This window comes from Bariatricus massiliensis (assembly GCF_900086725.1).
GTDB lineage: Bacteria > Bacillota > Clostridia > Lachnospirales > Lachnospiraceae > Allocoprococcus > Allocoprococcus massiliensis.
On record NZ_LT574836.1, the window covers coordinates 633,315 to 652,548 of the forward strand.

The 19,234-nt window shown below is 47.5% G+C and carries 16 protein-coding genes; 15 read left to right on the plus strand and 1 reads right to left on the minus strand.

Features of this window, described 5'->3' with window-relative positions; all coding sequences use genetic code 11:
• Positions 1–26 precede the first annotated feature (26 nt).
• Both BN6465_RS04565 and BN6465_RS04570 read left to right on the plus strand, forming a co-directional pair.
• On the plus strand, positions 27–665 hold the full coding sequence (locus tag BN6465_RS04565; RefSeq protein ID WP_066732120.1) for a GntR family transcriptional regulator: 639 nt from the start codon (positions 27–29) through the stop codon (positions 663–665).
• 34 nt (positions 666–699) lie between these two features.
• Positions 700–1,902, plus strand: a complete 1,203-nt coding sequence (locus BN6465_RS04570) for an NADP-dependent isocitrate dehydrogenase (protein WP_066732122.1) — start codon at positions 700–702, stop codon at positions 1,900–1,902.
• Between the two features lie 21 nt (positions 1,903–1,923).
• Here BN6465_RS04570 and abc-f read toward each other — a convergent pair whose 3' ends face one another.
• A complete protein-coding gene (abc-f, locus tag BN6465_RS04575; RefSeq protein WP_066732124.1) occupies positions 1,924–3,852 on the minus strand; it encodes a ribosomal protection-like ABC-F family protein in 1,929 nt (642 codons plus the stop codon).
• Between the two features lie 145 nt (positions 3,853–3,997).
• On the opposite strand from abc-f, the gene BN6465_RS04580 reads away from it, so the two are divergent.
• From BN6465_RS04580 to BN6465_RS04640, 13 genes are all read left to right on the plus strand, one after another.
• Positions 3,998–4,645 carry a redox-sensing transcriptional repressor Rex gene (locus BN6465_RS04580; RefSeq protein ID WP_066732126.1) on the plus strand — a complete coding sequence of 216 codons (648 nt, stop codon included), beginning with the start codon at positions 3,998–4,000 and terminating at the stop codon, positions 4,643–4,645.
• Between the two features lie 97 nt (positions 4,646–4,742).
• A complete protein-coding gene (locus tag BN6465_RS04585; protein ID WP_066732128.1) occupies positions 4,743–6,314 on the plus strand; it encodes a bifunctional ADP-dependent NAD(P)H-hydrate dehydratase/NAD(P)H-hydrate epimerase in 1,572 nt (523 codons plus the stop codon).
• Positions 6,259–7,425: an alanine racemase gene (gene alr, locus BN6465_RS04590; RefSeq protein ID WP_066732130.1), complete on the plus strand. Its 1,167-nt coding sequence runs from the start codon at positions 6,259–6,261 to the stop codon at positions 7,423–7,425. The genes BN6465_RS04585 and alr overlap by 56 nt, the downstream gene beginning before the upstream one ends.
• Before the next feature lie 74 nt (positions 7,426–7,499).
• On the plus strand, positions 7,500–7,847 hold the full coding sequence (locus BN6465_RS04595; protein ID WP_066732132.1) for a type II toxin-antitoxin system PemK/MazF family toxin: 348 nt from the start codon (positions 7,500–7,502) through the stop codon (positions 7,845–7,847).
• Positions 7,848–7,870: 23 nt separating this feature from the next.
• On the plus strand, positions 7,871–8,716 hold the full coding sequence (locus BN6465_RS04600; RefSeq protein WP_066732134.1) for a hemolysin family protein: 846 nt from the start codon (positions 7,871–7,873) through the stop codon (positions 8,714–8,716).
• A 43-nt stretch (positions 8,717–8,759) separates the two neighbouring features.
• The gene (locus BN6465_RS04605; RefSeq protein WP_066732136.1) at positions 8,760–9,494 is read left to right on the plus strand and encodes a YebC/PmpR family DNA-binding transcriptional regulator; all 735 of its coding nucleotides are present in this window, start codon (positions 8,760–8,762) and stop codon (positions 9,492–9,494) included.
• 32 nt (positions 9,495–9,526) lie between these two features.
• A complete protein-coding gene (locus BN6465_RS04610) occupies positions 9,527–10,288 on the plus strand; it encodes a CFI-box-CTERM domain-containing protein (protein ID WP_066732138.1) in 762 nt (253 codons plus the stop codon).
• 11 nt (positions 10,289–10,299) lie between these two features.
• Positions 10,300–11,580 carry an O-acetylhomoserine aminocarboxypropyltransferase/cysteine synthase family protein gene (locus tag BN6465_RS04615; RefSeq protein ID WP_066732140.1) on the plus strand — a complete coding sequence of 427 codons (1,281 nt, stop codon included), beginning with the start codon at positions 10,300–10,302 and terminating at the stop codon, positions 11,578–11,580.
• Between the two features lie 342 nt (positions 11,581–11,922).
• Positions 11,923–12,567: a ClpP family protease gene (locus tag BN6465_RS04620; protein WP_227183274.1), complete on the plus strand. Its 645-nt coding sequence runs from the start codon at positions 11,923–11,925 to the stop codon at positions 12,565–12,567.
• 151 nt (positions 12,568–12,718) lie between these two features.
• Positions 12,719–15,280, plus strand: coding sequence for an FtsK/SpoIIIE family DNA translocase (locus tag BN6465_RS04625; RefSeq protein WP_066732141.1), 2,562 nt, complete (start codon positions 12,719–12,721; stop codon positions 15,278–15,280).
• 22 nt (positions 15,281–15,302) lie between these two features.
• Complete coding sequence (locus BN6465_RS04630) at positions 15,303–16,970, plus strand: formate--tetrahydrofolate ligase (RefSeq protein WP_066732143.1); 1,668 nt, start codon at positions 15,303–15,305, stop codon at positions 16,968–16,970.
• Between the two features lie 14 nt (positions 16,971–16,984).
• Positions 16,985–17,824 (plus strand): bifunctional methylenetetrahydrofolate dehydrogenase/methenyltetrahydrofolate cyclohydrolase FolD, encoded by an 840-nt coding sequence (gene folD / locus BN6465_RS04635; RefSeq protein ID WP_066732145.1) that lies wholly within the window; start codon positions 16,985–16,987, stop codon positions 17,822–17,824.
• Positions 17,825–17,839: 15 nt separating this feature from the next.
• Positions 17,840–19,171, plus strand: a complete 1,332-nt coding sequence (locus BN6465_RS04640; RefSeq protein WP_066732148.1) for a chitobiase/beta-hexosaminidase C-terminal domain-containing protein — start codon at positions 17,840–17,842, stop codon at positions 19,169–19,171.
• Positions 19,172–19,234 lie beyond the last annotated feature (63 nt).

Genomic DNA, 19,234 nt, shown 5'->3' on the forward strand with positions numbered 1-19,234 from the left:
GAATCAGGAGAACAAAAAGAAAGAAAATGGAAGATAATTCATTGAGAAGTCGAGTTTTTCAGTCAATAAGAGATGACATTCTAAAAGGGAAGTACAGCGAAAAAGAAGAGCTTAGGGAGGCTACGCTAGGGAAAGAACTGGGCGTGAGCCGTACACCAGTTCGAGAAGCCCTTCGGCAGCTGGAGCTGGAGGGCTTGGTGGAAATCGTGCCAAACAAGGGCGCCTATGTCACTGGAATCTCCCAGAAGGATGTACATGATATTTACATGATACGTTCTATGCTGGAAGGACTGTGTGCCAGATGGGCCGCAGAGCATATTACGCCGGAACAGCTGGAAGCCTTGGAGGAAGTAATACTTTTGGCGGAATATCATGTGGAAAAAGGACATTCCGCTCAGATGACAGAGCTCGATGGAAAGTTCCATCAAATATTGTATGACGCGTGTGAGAGCAGGATATTGGAACATGTATTGTCAGATTTTCATAAATATGTCCAGCTTACCAGACGCAAATCCGTGAGGACTGAGGACAGGGCCAGAAAATCTATCGAAGAACACAGGGAGATGCTGGAGGCCATCCGGGCAAAGGACGTGGAGCGCGCGGAGAGACTTGCCAACGTCCACATTATGCATGTGATGGAGAATCTTCATATGGAACAGGACTAATTTATGATTTTAATATAGCGCAGGAGGGAGAAACATGAGCAAAATTCAGATGACCGAACCAATTGTAGAGATGGACGGAGATGAGATGACACGAATTCTCTGGAAAATGATAAAGGATGAGCTGTTGATGCCGTTCATAGACTTGAAGACGGATTACTATGATTTGGGATTAGAATATCGAAATGAAACGAACGATCAGGTGACCATCGACTCCGCAAACGCAACAAAGAAATATAAGGTGGCAGTAAAGTGTGCCACGATTACCCCGAATGCGGCACGAATGACGGAATATAATTTAAAAGAAATGTGGAAAAGCCCGAATGGTACGATTCGTGCCATTTTGGACGGAACGGTTTTCCGTACCCCGATCGTAGTCGAAGGAATCGAGCCTTGTGTGAAAAATTGGAAGCGGCCGATTACAATTGCCCGTCATGCGTACGGAGACGTATACAAGGGTTCTGAAATGAAGATACCGGAAGCGGGAAAAGTGGAGCTGGTATATACAAAAGAGGACGGAACTCAGGAGCGTGAGCTGATACATCAGTTTACCGGAGCAGGGATTGTACAGGGTATGCACAATGTGGAAGAATCCATCGAAAGCTTTGCCAGAAGCTGCTTCAATTATGCGCTGGATATCAAGCAGGATTTGTGGTTTGCCACGAAAGATACGATTTCTAAAAAATACGACCACACTTTCAAGGATATCTTTCAAGAAATCTTTGATGCAGAATATAAGGAGAAATTCGCAGAGGCAGGAATTGAGTATTTCTACACGCTGATCGACGATGCGGTGGCACGTGTGATGAAGTCTGAGGGCGGCTATATCTGGGCCTGCAAGAATTACGACGGCGATGTGATGAGCGACATGGTATCTTCCGCCTTCGGCTCACTTGCGATGATGACATCCGTATTGGTATCTCCCCACGGGTATTATGAGTATGAGGCTGCCCACGGCACTGTGCAGCGCCATTATTATAAGTACTTAAAAGGAGAGGAGACTTCTACCAACTCAGTGGCAACTATTTTCGCTTGGACAGGAGCATTGAGAAAACGCGGAGAACTGGACGGAAATCAAGAGCTTATGGAGTTCGCCGACAAATTAGAGAAGGCGACTATTGATACGATTGAGGAAGGGAAGATGACGAAGGATCTGGCATTGATTACCAGCCTACCTAATCCAGTCGTGCTGAACAGTGAGGCGTTTATAAAGGCGATTGCAGAGAAACTTGATAAGTAATAAAAAATGGGAAGTTCCCGCCTATTCGGCGAGTTCTTCCCATTTTTCATATAATTCTTCCAATTCAGCCGCATTGGCGGCCTTTTCTTTTGCCAGTTCCTGACAGCGCACCGAGTTGGTGTAGACTTCCTCCTGAGAGAGCAGGGCATCGATCTCAGCATCCCGCTCTTCAAGCCAGCCAATCCGTTCTTCCGTCCGCTTTAAATCATTCTGGCGCTTACGCTCCCGGGCCTGTGCTTCTTTTTGCTCCTGCCAGCTTAATTTGGACTCAGAGACGTCCACAGCGGGTACAGCTTCTGTACCGGAGGTGCCGGTGGCGGGCGGGACGGCGTAGACTTGTGTCAATTCATCTTTCTTCTCAAGATAGTAGTCGTAATTGCCGATATAATTCACAAAGGTGTTGTTCACCAAATCGAGAATGCGTGTGGCGGTCTGATTAATAAAGTAACGGTCATGAGAGACATAGAGCACCGTTCCCGTATAATCGTTGAGCGCCCGCTCCAGAATCTCTTTCGAAGCAATGTCTAGATGGTTTGTAGGCTCATCAAGAATCAGGAAATTGGCCTCGGAAAGCATCAGCTTTGCCAGCGAGACGCGTCCCCTTTCCCCTCCGCTCAAATCACCGATTAATTTGAAAACATCATCTCCTGTAAAGAGAAAGGCGGCGAGCATATTGCGGATTTCCGTGTTGGTGAGCTTCGGGTATGCATCCGATATTTCCTGAAAAATAGTCTTCTCCATATGGAGTACATGATGCTCCTGATCGTAGTAGCCGACTTTTACATTTGTGCCAAGAGTGAAGAAACCACTGTCGGCGGGGATGACGCTGTTGAGTATCTTTAGAAGCGTCGTCTTACCGGTGCCGTTATCCCCGATGATGGCCACATGCTCTCCCCGGCGGATATCGAAGCTGATGCCGGTAAACAGAGTCTGCGGCGGGAAAGATTTACTTAAATTTTCCACATGGAGGACATCGTTCCCACTGACGCAGGCAGGCTCCAACTGCAGATGGATATCTGTGTTCTGCTCTACCGGTTTTTCCAGAGGAGTGATTTTATTCAGCAGCTTTTCCCGGCTCTCTGCACGCCGGATAGATTTTTCTCTGTTAAAGGAGCGGAGCTTTTCGATAACCGCTTCTTGATGCTTGATTTCCCTCTGCTGGTTAAGGTATTCTTTCAGCTTGGCATCGCGGAGCTGCTTTTTCTTTTCGGCAAAATCCGAATAATTTCCCATATAAGTCATGACGCTGCCAAGCTCAATCTCAATGACTTTTGTCACCACTCGATTGAGGAAATAACGGTCATGTGAGACTATCAATACTGCGCCTGGATAATTGAGCAGGTAAGTTTCCAGCCATGCGATAGAATTCATATCCAAATGGTTGGTCGGCTCGTCCAGCAGTAAAATATCCGGCTTGGTGAGAAGAAGCTTCCCGAGAGATACACGGGTCTTCTGACCGCCGGAAAGGGCGTCCACCGGTTTGTCGAATTCCTCTTCCGTAAAGCCCAGTCCCTTGAGGACGCCGGTCAATTCACTCTTGTAGGCGTATCCGTCGGCCCGCTCAAAAGCGGCGGTGAGACGATGGTAGGAAGCGAGCCTCGCATCCAGCTGTTCACCGCTTAGATGTGACATTTCCAGTTCTATGGTACGGATTTGCTTTTCCATCTCTATGATTTCGGCCTTGGCGGTCTTCACTTCTTCATATATCGTATTGCCACTCATCAAATCCTGATGCTGTGCCAGATAACCTACCGTTTTTCCCTTCGTCAGGATAACTTCCCCGCTGTCTGCCTGAAGTTCCCCCATGACTATCTTGAGAAGTGTAGACTTTCCGGCGCCGTTCAGGCCTACGAGCGCAGCCTTTTCCCGGTCCTCTATATGAAAGGAACCATCTTTTACGATTATCTGGTCCCCGAATGCTTTGTTCAGGTTATGACATGCAAGTATCATGAATAAAACCTCCTGTTAGTTCCTGTCAAATGCTCTATCTACCTAATTATAACGAAAATATAATAAAAAACAACTATAAAGTTTGACTTTTATATGTCAATTTAATATAATAAAGTTTAGAAAAATAAGGAAGGTGGATGCTAGGGTGGAAGAAAGAGAAATATCTCAGGCCGTTATAAGAAGACTTCCGAGGTACTATCGTTATCTTGGGGAACTGCTTGAACATGGAGTAGAGCGCATTTCCTCCAACGATTTGAGTAAGAGAATGAAAGTCACAGCGTCCCAGATACGTCAGGACCTCAACAATTTCGGCGGATTCGGACAGCAGGGCTATGGGTATAATGTTAAATATTTATATACAGAAATCGGCAAGATTTTAGGTCTCAACGAGAATCATAATATTATAATAATCGGAGCCGGTAACCTTGGGCAGGCGCTGGCTAACTATTCTGCATTTGAGAGCAGGGGTTTCATTTTAAAAGGGATTTTCGATGTCAATCCAAGGCTCACAGGCGTGACCATCCGTGGGATTGAGATTCGTATGATGGAAGACTTGAAGGACTTTGTCAGAGAGAACGATATTGAAATCGGGGTGCTTACCATTCCGAAGACTAAGGCGGTAGAGGTCGCCAATCTTTTAGTGGATAACGGTGTAAAGGCAATCTGGAACTTTGCGCATACAGATTTGAATCTGCCGGACAATATTATCGTAGAGAATGTACATTTATCTGAAAGTTTGATGAGACTGTCTTACAACATTACCCGCTACAACGAAGAACATAAGAATGATTAAAATCAATTAGAAACGTGTAGGGAAAAGACAGACATCCCTGCACGTTCTATCGTTTAAGGCGGAAAAGTGCGGTACAAAGTGGAAAGAAGGGAATAATATGCGGTATATAGTGACGGCTGCCCAGATGAAGGAAGCAGATATGCGGACGATTCATGACGTGGGAATCCCCTCTCTGGTACTGATGGAGAGGGCGGCACTCTCCTGTATCAATATCATGAAGCAGGAGGGAGTAGATATCTCCAATCCCCTCATTGTCTGCGGCTCGGGCAACAACGGCGGAGACGGTTTCGCGATAGCCAGACTCCTCTCGGAGGAAGGAATTTTTGCGGACGTAGTGTTAGTGGGAAGAATGGAATCCCGGAGTGAAGAGACGAGAACACAGATGGAAATTCTGCGAAATCTTGGCGTGTCCGTGGGAAACTGTTTGCCTGACAGGGAATATAGTGTTATTATAGATGCAGTGTTCGGCATCGGCCTTACACGACCAATAGAAGGAACATACAAAGAAATTATAGAGCAGATGAATTCCTATGATGCAGAGAAAGTAGCAGTCGATATCCCGTCCGGGATATGTGCGGACACAGGGAAAGTGCTGGGGACTGCTTTTAAGGCAGATATCACGGTAACGTTTGCGTATGCGAAACGCGGCCATATCTTTTATCCCGGAAGTGAGCTGTGCGGGCAGGTATTTGTCATGCCGATTGGGATTGAAGCTCCGGGGCTTGGCAAGGTGCAGGACGTCAGCTTTGCGCTGGATATGGAGGATATTTGGAAGCTTAAACCGGAACGCCCCGCGGATTCCAATAAGGGATGCTTTGGGAAGATGCTTCTGGTCGCCGGGAGCAAAGGGATGTGTGGCGCGGCTTATTTGAGCGCCGGCGCCGCCTATGCGGCAGGGGCAGGATTAGTGCGTGTCTATACGGAGGAGTCCAACAGAGAGATTCTGCAGGGACTCTTGCCCGAGGCTGTCCTCACGACGTATGATGAAAGGGACGGTGAATCCGCAGTCCGACAGCTTGCAGAGCTGCTCGACTGGGCGGATGTGGCCTGCATGGGCTGCGGCCTCGGAAAAGGAAGGACGGCAGTAATGCTTACAGAGGCATTGCTGGAGTTTAACCGAAAGCCTTGTGTCCTGGATGCGGATGCATTGAATATTTTAGGAGAGAACCATGGATTGATGGAAATCCTGAAATCGGCTAAGGCAGACTATATATTGACGCCGCATATGAAAGAGATGTCACGGCTTGCCGGACATACGGTACAGGAATGGAAAAAAGAGCGGGTGGAACTCGTGAGGGATTTTGTGAAGGAATATCCCGCAGTATGTGTATTGAAAGACGCAAGGACACTTGCTGCCGCAAGGGAAAAGCAGCTTTTTATCAATACTTCAGGTAATGCTGCCATGGCAAAAGCGGGGGCCGGAGATGTACTTGCGGGATTGACAGCAGGACTGCTGGCGCAAGGCCTGCCGGGCTGGGAAGCCGCGGTTCTGGGTGTTTATCTTCACGGGCTTGCCGGTGAACGTGCCGCTGCCGATAAGGGAATGTACAGTGTACTGGCCCGGGATATCATAGACGGAATAGGAATGACATGGAAGAGTTTGGAGGAACAGCATGAAGACTTACAGCAGAATACGTGCAGTCATAGATTTGGACGCAGTAAAGCATAATATAAAGATGATGCACGCCCGTTTACAGAAGGGTACAAAGATTACGGCAGTGGTCAAAACAGACGCATACGGCCACGGCGCCGTGCCTATCGCGAGAATGTTGGAGGATATGGAAGAAATATGGGGCTTTGCGGTGGCCACGCTGGATGAAGGGACAGTGCTGAGAAATGCAGGGATAAAAAAACCGATTCTCTGTCTTGGATGTATTTTCCCGGATCAGTTTGAGGCTATGATCGCTCAGGAGATACGGATGACGACTTCTAATCTGGAGCTGGCGCGGCTCGCGTCGTATAAGGCACAGAAGATGGGCAAAAATGCCATATTTCACATAAAACTTGACACAGGCATGTCGCGTCTGGGATTTCCGGCCGATGAGGAGAGTGCCGCCGCGATCATGGAGGTAAGCCGTCTGCCGTTTGTAGAATTGGAGGGGCTTTACACTCATTTTGCCAAGTCTGATGAAACAGATAAAGAGCCCAGCCGGCAGCAGTTCGGCCGATTTGTAGAAATGAAGGAGAGGCTGGCGGAGCAGGGCTTGGTGTTTCCTTACCACCATTGCTGCAACAGCGCGGGAATCATCGATATCCCGGAGGCCGATATGGATTTTGTGAGGGCCGGAATCGCCACCTATGGCCTGTATCCTTCAGAGGAAGTGCAGAAAGGGATGGTTCCGCTCAAGCCGGCCATGGAGCTGATTGCCCATGTGGTACATGTGAAATGGATTGAGCCGGGAACTCCGGTCAGCTACGGGTGGACGTATAAGGCGCAGAAACGCACAAAAGTAGCAACGATTCCTATGGGATACGGAGACGGTTATCCCAGAAGCCTGTCAAACAAAGGATATGTGCTCATACACGGTAAAAAGGCGCCGGTTCTGGGGCGCATATGTATGGATCAATTTATGGTCGACGTGACGGATATTGAGGATGTAAAGTTTGGGGACAAAGTGACGCTGGTAGGGAAAAACGGAGATGAATTTCTTCCGGTAGAGACGCTGAGCAATCTGGCCGGCCGGTTCAATTATGAGTTTATCTGCGACATTAATAAACGGGTGCCCAGAGAGTATGTACAGGGCGGAAAAGTAGTAGAACAGACAGATTATTTTGATTAATCAGAATATGCACGGAATACTTCCGAAAAAAGATGGAAATACTTTTGTTATCTTTAAGACGGAGTGTGAATGAAGTGCAGATTAGACGTGGAGATATTTATTATGCAGATTTAAGCCCGGTGGTTGGTTCCGAACAGGGGGGAATCCGCCCGGTTCTTATTATACAGAATGATATAGGGAACAAGCACAGTCCTACCGTGATTTGTGCCGCTATAACTTCAAAAATGAATAAAGCAAAGCTTCCTACTCATGTGGAGATAGATGCCAAGAGATATCATATCGTGAAGGATTCCGTAGTCCTTCTTGAGCAGATACGGACGATTGACAAGCAGCGGCTGAAAGAATTGGTCTGCCACGTGGATCGGGAACTGATGAAAAAAGTTGATGAAGCACTGTGTGTAAGCCTGATGCTTCATACATAGAAAAGGAGATTTAAAAAAGAAGTATGGACGAGGAGAGCAGTTTACTGCAGAGAATGAAAAGGGCGTTCTCAGATAACGGAGACAAGGAAAAGGCCGCCGGAGAAATCATAGCAAAATTGGAGGAGGGATACGATAAGGGGATTCTTCCAAAGCGGGGACTTAAAATGATGTGTAATATCTTTGACTATATGGAGGCTGAGGCCAGAGATATTATGACCCACAGAAAAAATATCGTGGCCCTTTCAGGGGATATGACAGTGGAAGAAGCTGTCTTGTTTATGCTGGAGGAAAATAACTCCCGTTTTCCTGTGTATGAGGAAGACATCGACAGTATTGTCGGGCTCATGCATCTTCGGGATATCATGGCATGTTATATGGATGAAAGTCTCCGCGGACTGCCCGTGGGAAGCCTGAAAGAGTATATCCGGCCGGTATGCTTTATCCCGGAGACAAAGAGTATAGACAAGCTGTTCCAGCAGATGCAGAAGGATAAATGCCATATGGTGGTCGTTCTGGATGAATATGGCCAGACAGAAGGCATAGTTACGATGGAAGACATCATAGAGGAGATAGTGGGGAATATTCAGGACGAATATGACGAAGAAGAAGAACTGATTATCCAGCAGGCAGACGGTACATATGTAGTGGATGGAATGACGCAGCTGGAAGATTTGGAAGAACTGCTGCAGGTGGATTTTGACGAGGAAGACTATGATACTATCAACGGATATCTGATAGACTGCCTCGACCGGATTCCCTCAGAAGATGAAAAATGTACCGTACAATTTGAAGGATATCTATTCGAAGTGTTGTCTGTAGACAATAATACAATACGGAAAGTGCGTATTGTAAAGAAGGATAAAGAGTGATAGACTATAAAAAGATTAAGTTTACATAAGAGAGGTAGAAACAATGTCAGGACATTCAAAATTTGCAAACATCAAGCATAAAAAAGAAAAAAACGATGCCGCGAAGGGGAAGATTTTCACTAAGATCGGCAGAGAGATTGCTGTGGCCGTGAAGGAAGGCGGCGGACCGGACCCTGCCAACAACAGCAGACTGCGTGATGCCATTGCGAAGGCAAAGGCCAATAATATGCCGAACGATAACATTGACAGAAGTATAAAGAAGGCTGCCGGGGACGGAGACGCCAACAATTATGAACATATTGTATACGAGGGATATGGACCAAATGGAACGGCCATCATTGTGGATGCGCTGACCGATAACCGCAACCGTACGGCATCTAATGTGCGGAGCGCTTTCACGAAAGGGAACGGAAACATCGGTACAAGCGGCTGTGTATCTTTTATGTTCGACCAAAAGGGGCAGATAATCATTGACAAAGAAGACTGTGACATGGATGCGGATGATCTGATGATGCAGGCTCTTGACGCGGGGGCAGAGGATTTTGCAGAAGAAGAAGACAGCTTTGAGATTCTCACCGCGCCTGAAGACTTCAGCGAAGTGCGCCTTGCGCTTGAGGAAGCCGGCATTGCCATGGCAAGTGCGGAAGTGACCATGATTCCTCAGACATGGGTGTCTCTCGAGAGTGAGGAGGACATTAAAAATATCCAGAAAACTTTGGATCTGCTGGAAGATGACGATGATGTGCAGGAAGTTTACCATAACTGGGAGGAAGCATAGAAGCTGTCCACTACCTTAAGGGAGGAAATACTATGACACAAGAGATACAGGAAGGCCTGAATCGGCTGTTTGAACTTCTGGTACCGTTCTCTAAGGAATTTAACAAAAAAACATATGCTGACATTTTCAAGGATAAGTATGAGGAATTCCGCCCCTTATTCTCCGCCATTGCCCATGAGTGCGAGACGGCAGAGAACCCGGACGAGGCGTTGGAAGAGATTGCAAGAGTCATGCCGGACAAAATGCATGCGATTTTGAAAAAGGAAGGCACCAAAAGAAAGCAGGAGAATGCACTGATGAAGTACAATCTGGGCATGGTGGCATTTGTCATCCCTATGTTCCGCTATGGCAGAATCGACAGCTGTGAGAAAATCGTGGATAGAATGGTCGAGCTGTGGAATGACAACGGACTTTCTATGGACATAAGCAAGTCTACATTCGAGGACATAGAGGGAGGGTTCAAATCCCATTTCTGCTATATTACAACGGCGGTCTGCCAAAGTCTTGGCAAGGCAGATGACTGTTATGAACTGAATCTGCTGCGGAACTACCGGGACGGTTATCTCGCTTCGGCAAGCGGCGGCATCGAAGAAATCAATGAGTACTATAATGTGGCGCCGACCATTGTGAGAAGGATTGGACGCATGGACAATGCAGGAGCTATTTATCAAGAGATTTGGGAAAGATATTTGAATCCGTGCGTCAAACTCATAGAGGAGAACCGACAGGAAGAATGTAGAGAAGTATATTCTGATATGGTGCGTTCTCTTGAAAAAAAATATTTATATTCATAGGAGGACACCAGATGAGCAATTACAAAATAGAGACAAAATGTATTCAGTCAGGATATACACCGAAAAATGGAGAAGCAAGAGTACTGCCGATCTATCAGAGCACTACTTTCAAATATGATACAAGCGAGCATATGGGGAAATTGTTTGATTTGGAGGAGAGCGGTTATTTCTATACTCGCCTTCAGAATCCTACGAATGACGCAGTTGCCGCAAAGATTTGTGATATGGAAGGCGGAGTGGCGGCTATGCTTACGTCTTCAGGACAGGCGGCCAATTTCTATTCTATCATGAATATAGCGGAGGCGGGCGATCATATCATTTGTTCCTCAGCAGTCTATGGCGGTACATACAATTTATACGCTCACACGATCCGCAAGATGGGGATTGAGGCTACATTTATAGATCCCGACTGTTCTTTGGAGGAACTGAACGGAGCGTTCAAAGAAAATACGAAGGCCTTGGTCGGTGAGACGATTGCCAATCCGGCTTTGAATGTACTTGATATTGAAAAATTTGCAGAGGCGGCTCATGCCCACGGCGTTCCGCTTATCGTGGACAATACGTTCGCTACGCCTATAAACTGCCGTCCCTTTGAATGGGGGGCAGATATCGTGACACATTCCACGACCAAATATATGGACGGACACGCGTCCTGCGTGGGCGGCTGTATCGTGGACAGCGGCAATTTTGACTGGAATAAATACGCGGATAAATATCCGGGGCTTACGACACCGGATGAGACGTACCATGGTCTAATCTATACAGAAAGATTCGGAGAAGCGGCTTACATTACGAAGGCTACAGCACAGATGATGAGAGATCTTGGCTCTATCCAGTCACCTCAGAATGCGTTTTTGCTGAATATAGGTCTTGAGACGCTGCATCTTAGAATGCCCCGCCATTGCGAGAATGCCCTGAAGGCCGCACAGTATCTGCAGGCACATGAAAAGGTAGCATGGGTGAACTGCCCGTCGCTGGAAGGTGATAAGTACTATGAGCTTTCTAAGAAGTATATGCCGGGCGGTACTTGTGGCGTTATCACATTTGGTTTAAAGGGCGGCAGGGATGCCGCGGTCAAGATGATGGACAGTCTGAAGATGATCGCAATCGTGACCCATGTAGCTGATGCAAGGAGCTGCGTACTTCATCCGGCTAGCCACACACACAGACAGATGAACGATCAGGAACTGAGAGAGGCAGGCGTACAGCCGGATCTCATTCGTTTCAGCGTCGGAATTGAAAATATCGAGGATATTATTGAAGATTTAAAGCAGGCACTTGAGGAAGTGTAGTTTAAAGCAGACAAAATTAGGGCGGACAGCATATCATGAATCGGATATGCCGTCCGTTTTTTTGCTTTGATTTTGGACATATTTTTCGTTCCTCTGCGCATACTATTGCCAGATTTAATACAAATTGAGGAGGAAGATGGTATGTACGATGACAGTGACATGAAAGAGTATAAAATCAAGAAGAAAAGAAAAGACATGGAAGTATCCGGCACAGAGGAAGAAAGAAACGGGGAAAGTGAAGACAGCAGGGTACGAAATGCAGCGGACGGAGAAGAGAAGAAGGGCGACGGCACAAAAAAGGAGCCGGAGAATTTGTCCGAAGAAGATTCCCATATTAAAGAGATGGGGGCTATGCCGCTGGAAGGCAAAGAGCAGCACCGCATTGAGCTTCTTACGATTATCGGGGAGATAGAAGGGCATGAAGCGGTATCCGGAAATACAAAGGCGACAAAATATGAGCATCTGCTCCCCAAACTGGCACAGATCGAGAACAGCTGTGAGGTGGATGGAGTACTGATATTGTTGAATACGCTGGGAGGAGATGTGGAGGCGGGTCTTGCAATCGCTGAAATGATTGCGTCTCTGAGTAAACCCACAGTGTCTCTTGTTCTAGGAGGAAGCCATTCCATCGGCGGCCCGCTGGCTGTTTCTTCCGACTATTCTTTTATCGTACCGAGCGGCACTATGATTATCCACCCCGTCAGATCAAGTGGAATGTTCATCGGGGTCATGCAGAGCCTGCGGAACATGGAGCGCACGCAGGACAGAATTACGAAATTCTTGTCAGAACATTCTAAAATGTCTCAGGAGAGAATTGAGGAATTGATGCTGGATTCCACGCAGCTGGTAAAAGACGTGGGGACAATGCTGGAAGGAAAGGATGCCGTAAAAGAAGGATTGATCGACGAAGTAGGCGGAATCAAGGACGCTTTGAAAAAATTGCATGAAATGATAGACCAAAATAGGGAAAATACTGATGAAAATTAGGTAATGACATAAACTTTCCATAATGATATAATAAGATATGTATGTATAAACAGCCGGACAGAATAATGTTTTCTGTCCGGCCGGATATAAAGTACTAAGCGGGTTTGGAATCCGTTAGAAAATACAGGGGCGTATTTAAGGGGGAAGTTTAATGGCTTCAAAGACAAGCGGTAAAAAAACAACGGCGAGGGGGAGAGGCAGTACAAAAAAGACAACGAAAAGTACTGCCAGAAATACAAAGAACACAAGAACAAAAAAGACACAAGGGGCAGGGGAGAGTTTCTTGGTCAAGGAAATTGCAATTTGGCTTACATTAGCCGTCAGCATTCTACTGATAATCAGTAATTTTGGGCTGGCAGGGTTCGTGGGGGCGAAGATTGCGGATTTCATGCAGAAAATATTAGGTTTTATCGCCTATGTATTCCCGTTCCTGCTATTTGCGGGGGTTGCATTTTTAGTCTCAAATATAGGGAATCCGATAGCTTACATAAAAACGGCGGCAGGAGTTGTCCTGACCGTTTTGCTTTGCGTTATGGCACAGTTGATAGATGATAAGGGCGGAATTACCGGTGAGAAGATAGCCGGTGTCATGACTCCGGCAGTGGGAGTCGCGGGAACCTATGTCATCGTGATTATTCTTATGGTAATCTGTATTGTACTGATTACAGAACGCTCTATATTGGGCGGAGTCAAGAAGGGCAGCGCAAAAGCATACGACAGGGCAATGGAGGATGTAAAACGGCACAAGGAAGAAGCGGCCGTTAAGAAGGCGGAGAGGGAGCAAAGGAGGCTTGACCATCAAGTGTCCGGTGTTTCCTTCAATACGACCCTCGATAAGAGCCAGACAGCACATACAGACTTGGAAGAGGAAAAACCGGTCAAGGAGAAGCGTACAAGAGGAACCAAGGCCACCAACCGTACCAAGCAGGATGTGAACAGTGTGCTGGCAGGGGCCGACGAGGCCGCTGCCAAACACATTTTGGAGCAGACTGGCCAGATATCCTTGGATGAAGTTGTAATTAACCGGGCGATGCCGTTGTCAGCCACAGAATTGATGCCGGAACCGGAAGAAATTGTTGAACCTGAACCGGTCAAGGAAACAGCCGGCATGAAGACGCCGGAATTTTTGCGGGATGCCATGGCAGAGGCCGGCGTGCTGCATAACATAGATAAGACTAAGGTTGACGTAGCACAGGAGACGGCGAATGTTGAGCAGACAATTTCCAAGACGGCGGAGCTTAAGAAGGAGTACAAGATACCACCGCTGAACCTCTTGAAAAAGGGAACAAAGAGCAGTGGTGATACTGACGGACATCTCCGTGAGACGGCCTTGAAGCTGCAGAAAACACTGCAGACCTTCGGCGTGAATGTGACAATAACTAATATCAGCTGCGGACCCTCTGTCACACGTTATGAGCTGCAGCCTGAGATGGGGGTAAAGGTCAGTAAGATTGTGGGATTAGCCGATGATATCAAGCTGAATCTGGCGGCTGCGGATATCCGTATCGAGGCGCCCATACCGGGGAAAGCGGCAGTCGGAATCGAAGTGCCGAACAAGGAGAATTCTGCCGTTATGCTCCGGGATCTTTTAGAATCGGAAGAATTTAAGAAGAGCACGTCCAAGATATCCTTCGCAACAGGCCGGGATATTGCGGGAAAGGTGGTCGTATCGGACATTGCCAAGATGCCTCATGTTCTTGTGGCGGGCGCCACGGGTTCCGGTAAGTCGGTCTGCATCAACACCTTGATCATGAGTATACTTTATAAGGCAAAGCCGGATGAAGTAAAGCTGATCATGGTAGACCCTAAGGTGGTAGAGCTGTCGGTCTATAATGGAATTCCGCATCTGATGATTCCGGTCGTCACGGATCCGAAGAAGGCCGCCGGTGCGTTGAACTGGGCAGTGGCGGAGATGACAAGGCGTTATCAGCTGTTTGCGGAGTATAATGTCCGCGACATCAAAGGGTACAACGATAAGGTAGAGAATATCAAAGATATTGACGATCCGGAAAAACCGAAGAAGATGCCGCAGATTGTCATTATCGTGGACGAGCTGGCGGATCTTATGATGGTAGCTCCGGGAGAAGTGGAAGAGGCAATCTGCCGTCTGGCGCAGCTTGCAAGAGCTGCGGGGCTGCACTTGGTTCTTGCCACCCAGAGACCGTCTGTAAATGTTATAACTGGCCTGATCAAAGCGAATATGCCGTCAAGGATTGCATTTTCTGTATCCTCCGGTGTTGATTCGAGGACAATTATCGATATGAACGGCGCAGAGAAGCTGCTCGGCAAGGGAGATATGCTTTTTTATCCCGCCGGATATCAGAAACCAGTACGTGTACAGGGCGCGTTCGTGTCAGATAAGGAAGTGCAGGCCGTGGTAGAATACCTTAAGACCAATATTGGAGAGGCTGACTACGATGAGGAAATACAGAATCAGGTGAATCTGGGACAGAGCAGTGCAGGAGGAACCGCTGGGACTGTTCAAGATGACAGGGATGTGTATTTTGTCGACGCAGGAAAGTTTATCATAGAGAAGGACAAAGCTTCTATCGGCATGCTGCAGCGTGTCTTTAAAATCGGTTTCAACCGGGCGGCCCGGATTATGGATCAATTGGCAGAAGCCGGTGTAGTGGGGGAAGAGGAAGGCACAAAGCCAAGAAAAGTGCTGATGTCCTTAGAAGAGTTTGAACAATATATTGACGAGTATGTCTAAGAGAGAAAGGAGAATGCAAACGATGAAAACTGACATTCAGATTGCACAGGAGGCTCAGATGGCGCACATTAAAGATGTGGCGGCATCCATTGGAATAAATGAGGAGGATTTAGAGTTTTACGGCAAATATAAAGCGAAACTCTCCAATGAACTTTGGGAAAAGGTGAAAGACCGTCCGGATGGGAAGCTCGTGCTTGTGACCGCAATCAATCCTACACCTGCCGGGGAAGGGAAGACAACTACGACAGTAGGACTCGGACAGGCCATGGCAAAGTTGAACAAAAAAGCTTTGATTGCGCTCAGGGAGCCATCCCTTGGCCCCTGCTTCGGCATTAAAGGCGGGGCGGCCGGAGGCGGATATGCGCAGGTCGTACCCATGGAAGACTTGAATCTTCATTTTACTGGGGATTTTCATGCTATCACCTCGGCAAATAACTTGCTGGCAGCTCTTCTGGATAACCACATCCAGCAGGGGAACGCCCTTCAGATCGACCCGCGTCAGATAGTTTGGAAACGGTGTCTTGATATGAACGACCGTGTACTGCGCAACATTGTAGTCGGGCTGGGAAACAAAATGGACGGCATGGTGCGGGAGGATCATTTCGTCATCACAGTTGCCTCTGAGATTATGGCAATCCTCTGTCTGGCTAATGATTTGGAAGATTTGAAAGAACGGCTTGGCAAAATTATCGTTGCCTACTCCTTTACAGGCGAACCGGTCACGGCCGAGCAGCTTCATGCGACCGGAGCTATGACTGCCCTTTTAAAGGATGCTATCAAGCCCAATATTATACAGACTCTGGAGCATACACCGGCCTTGGTCCATGGTGGCCCGTTTGCAAATATCGCCCATGGATGCAACAGCGTTCAGGCTACGAAAATGGCCCTGAAGCTCAGTGATATCACCATCACGGAGGCTGGATTTGGCGCAGACCTTGGGGCTGAAAAGTTTATGGATATCAAGTGCAGGAAAGCAGGATTAAAACCAGATGCTGTAGTTTTAGTTGCAACTGTGCGTGCTTTGAAGTATAATGGAGGAGTTGCCAAAGCGGATTTGAATGAAGAGAATCTGGATGCTTTGGCGAGAGGAATTGTCAATCTTGAAAAGCATATAGAAAATCTACAGAAATATGGTGTGCCGGTTGTGGTCACGTTGAACTCTTTCGTCTCAGATACAGAGGCTGAATACGAGTATATCCGTAAGTTCTGTGAGGACAGAGGCTGTGAGTTCGCTCTTTCTAAAGTATGGGAAAAGGGCGGCGAAGGCGGAATCGAGCTTGCCAAGAAGGTTCTTGAGACATTGGAGACAAAGACAAGCGGATATCACCCATTATATGCGGATGAGCTTTCTCTTAAGGAAAAGATTGAGACAATCGCGAAGGAAATATACGGGGCCAGAGGCGTTATTTATGAGCCTGCTGCAAATAAGCAGTTGGCAAAGATAGAAGAGATGGGCTTTGGCAATCTGCCGATATGTATGGCGAAGAATCAATATTCTCTGTCTGACGACGCAAAACTTCTCGGCAGGCCGACCGATTTTGATATTCATATTCGTGAAGTTTACGTGAGCGCAGGAGCAGGCTTCGTGGTTGCGCTGACGGGCGCGATCATGACAATGCCGGGACTTCCCAAAGTACCGGCCGCAGATGGAATCGATGTGGTTGACGGCAAAATAACCGGATTATTCTAAGGAGAGTGAATAGTATGGCACATCTGATCGATGGAAAATCAATATCAGCACTGATAAAAGACGAATTGAAAGTTGAAGTAGACGGTCTTCATGCACAGGGCAAGGATGCCTGTCTTGCAGTAATCCAAGTCGGGGAAGACCCTGCGTCAACAGTCTATGTAAGAAATAAAAAGAGGGCATGCGAGTATATTGGAATTAAGTCCCAGTCCTATGAACTTCCGGAGGAGACGACGGAGGATGAACTGGTGGCCCTTGTGAAAAAGTTGAATAAAGATGATGAAGTCAATGGAATTCTGGTGCAGCTTCCGCTGCCGGAGCACATCTGTGAGGAGAATGTCCTGCTCACCATTTCACCGGAGAAGGATGTGGACGGTTTTCATCCAGAGACAGTGGGAAAGATGTGCATAGGAACCAAGGGATATCTTCCGTGTACGCCGGCCGGAGTCATTCAGCTCCTGAAGCGTTCAGGAATCAATATTGAGGGAAAAGAATGTGTGGTAATTGGGCGCAGCAATATTGTCGGTAAGCCGATGGCGTTATTACTGCTTCGGGAGAACGGCACGGTCACGATTGCACATTCCAGAACGAAAGACTTGAAAGAAATTACAAGACGGGCAGACATTCTGGTCGTAGCGGTAGGAAAGCCGAAATATATCACTAAGGACTATGTAAAAGAAGGCGCCGTAGTGATTGACGTGGGAATCCACCGCGATGAAAATAATAAATTGTGCGGAGATGTTGATTTTGCAGACGTTGTGGATCATGTCTCTGCGATTACGCCGGTACCGGGAGGTGTCGGACCGATGACGATTGCGATGCTTATGAACAACTGTGTAGAGACAGTGCGGAACTAGGAGGAGTTATAGACAATGAAATGTATGAATTGTGGAGCAGAAATTCCGGAGGAGCAGCTGATCTGTCCGGAGTGCGGACAAGAAATACAAATCGTGCCTGATTACAATCCATTAGACGATGTGCTGGCGGCTCAGATTAAAGGGGCTGTCAGTGAAACGTTGGTATCCGGTGGCAAAAGCCGGCCCAAGGACGGGCGGTATCAAACCGGAAAGACAGGAAAAAATGGCGGCGGGCGTGCTTCCGGCAGGACGGGATATGTGTCCCAGAAAACGGGCCATGTATCACAGCGGACCGGATATGTTTCTGGGCGTACAGGACAGACAGGAAAAGTACCGCAGAGAACCGGCAGGACTGGCAGAGTAGACGGCAGGACGGGGCGCAACCCGCAGGCTGAGCGCGAGCAGAGAAGAAGACAGGCAGAAAAGAAAAAGATGCTTGCCAAAAAGAAACGGATTCGCCGGCTCATCATTCTTTCCGTAATTGCCATAATCGGAATTGTAATTGGGGTTGTCTGGTACCAGAATTCATACACGGGTCAGATTAAACAGGGTGAGCGCTATCTGGCAGCCAAGGAGTATGATCAGGCTCTGGCAAAGTTTGAGAAGGCAGTCAGGAAGGATAAAAAGCGGAGCGAGGCTTATACAGGGCTAGCCAATGTGTATACTGCGCAGGATAATCTGGATAAGGCAGAGCAGGTCTTTAAAGATGCGATTGCAGAGCAGAGTTCTAACACTGAGCTTTACCGGGCGGCTATCACTTTTTATATGGATACAGAGCAAGAAGATAAAGTTTCCGTACTGTTAGATGAATGCGAGAGTGAGAAAGTACTGGAAGAATTGAAAAACTATGTGTCAGAAGCGCCGGAGTTCAGTCTTGATGACAGTGATGCCTTTGATGATGTGCAGGAGCTGGAGCTTACAGGTGGTAAGGAAATCTACTATACAGTCGACGATACAGAACCTACCACTTCCAGCACAAAGTATGCAGGGCCGATACAGATACCGGAAGGAGAGACTATTGTCCGTGCTATATCGGTAAATAGCAAAGGCATTCCAAGTCTGGAGGTAAAAAAGACTTATACAGTTGAGCTGCCTGTGGCAGATGCCCCGGCGGTCACCCCCTCCACTGGACAGTATGAATCGGCACAGACTATCACGGTGCAGGTGCCGGAAGGCTATAAAGCCTACTATACCATGGATAATTCTACGCCGACGGCGTCCTCTTCTGAATACACCGGCCCCATTGAGATGCCGGAGGGAAATACGATTCTCAGTGTGGTGCTGATCAATGATAAGGGCAAAGCCAGTGGTATAACAAAGAGAAACTATGAATTGATTTTAGAATAGTGTGGGCTGGATTTTGAAAAAATCAGAACGTATGATTGGAAAACAGGTGCTTTTTGGAGAAGC

Coding starts and splice junctions, on each gene's coding strand:
- BN6465_RS04625 (WP_066732141.1), top strand. CDS start 12,719: ATGGCTTCAAAGACAAGCGGTAAAAAAACAACGGCGAGGGGGAGAGGC.
- abc-f (WP_066732124.1), bottom strand. CDS start 3,852: ATGATACTTGCATGTCATAACCTGAACAAAGCATTCGGGGACCAGATA.
- BN6465_RS04605 (WP_066732136.1), top strand. CDS start 8,760: ATGTCAGGACATTCAAAATTTGCAAACATCAAGCATAAAAAAGAAAAA.
- BN6465_RS04585 (WP_066732128.1), top strand. CDS start 4,743: ATGCGGTATATAGTGACGGCTGCCCAGATGAAGGAAGCAGATATGCGG.
- BN6465_RS04630 (WP_066732143.1), top strand. CDS start 15,303: ATGAAAACTGACATTCAGATTGCACAGGAGGCTCAGATGGCGCACATT.
- BN6465_RS04565 (WP_066732120.1), top strand. CDS start 27: ATGGAAGATAATTCATTGAGAAGTCGAGTTTTTCAGTCAATAAGAGAT.
- BN6465_RS04615 (WP_066732140.1), top strand. CDS start 10,300: ATGAGCAATTACAAAATAGAGACAAAATGTATTCAGTCAGGATATACA.
- BN6465_RS04570 (WP_066732122.1), top strand. CDS start 700: ATGAGCAAAATTCAGATGACCGAACCAATTGTAGAGATGGACGGAGAT.
- BN6465_RS04610 (WP_066732138.1), top strand. CDS start 9,527: ATGACACAAGAGATACAGGAAGGCCTGAATCGGCTGTTTGAACTTCTG.
- BN6465_RS04600 (WP_066732134.1), top strand. CDS start 7,871: ATGGACGAGGAGAGCAGTTTACTGCAGAGAATGAAAAGGGCGTTCTCA.
- BN6465_RS04640 (WP_066732148.1), top strand. CDS start 17,840: ATGAAATGTATGAATTGTGGAGCAGAAATTCCGGAGGAGCAGCTGATC.
- alr (WP_066732130.1), top strand. CDS start 6,259: ATGAAGACTTACAGCAGAATACGTGCAGTCATAGATTTGGACGCAGTA.
- BN6465_RS04620 (WP_227183274.1), top strand. CDS start 11,923: ATGGGGGCTATGCCGCTGGAAGGCAAAGAGCAGCACCGCATTGAGCTT.
- folD (WP_066732145.1), top strand. CDS start 16,985: ATGGCACATCTGATCGATGGAAAATCAATATCAGCACTGATAAAAGAC.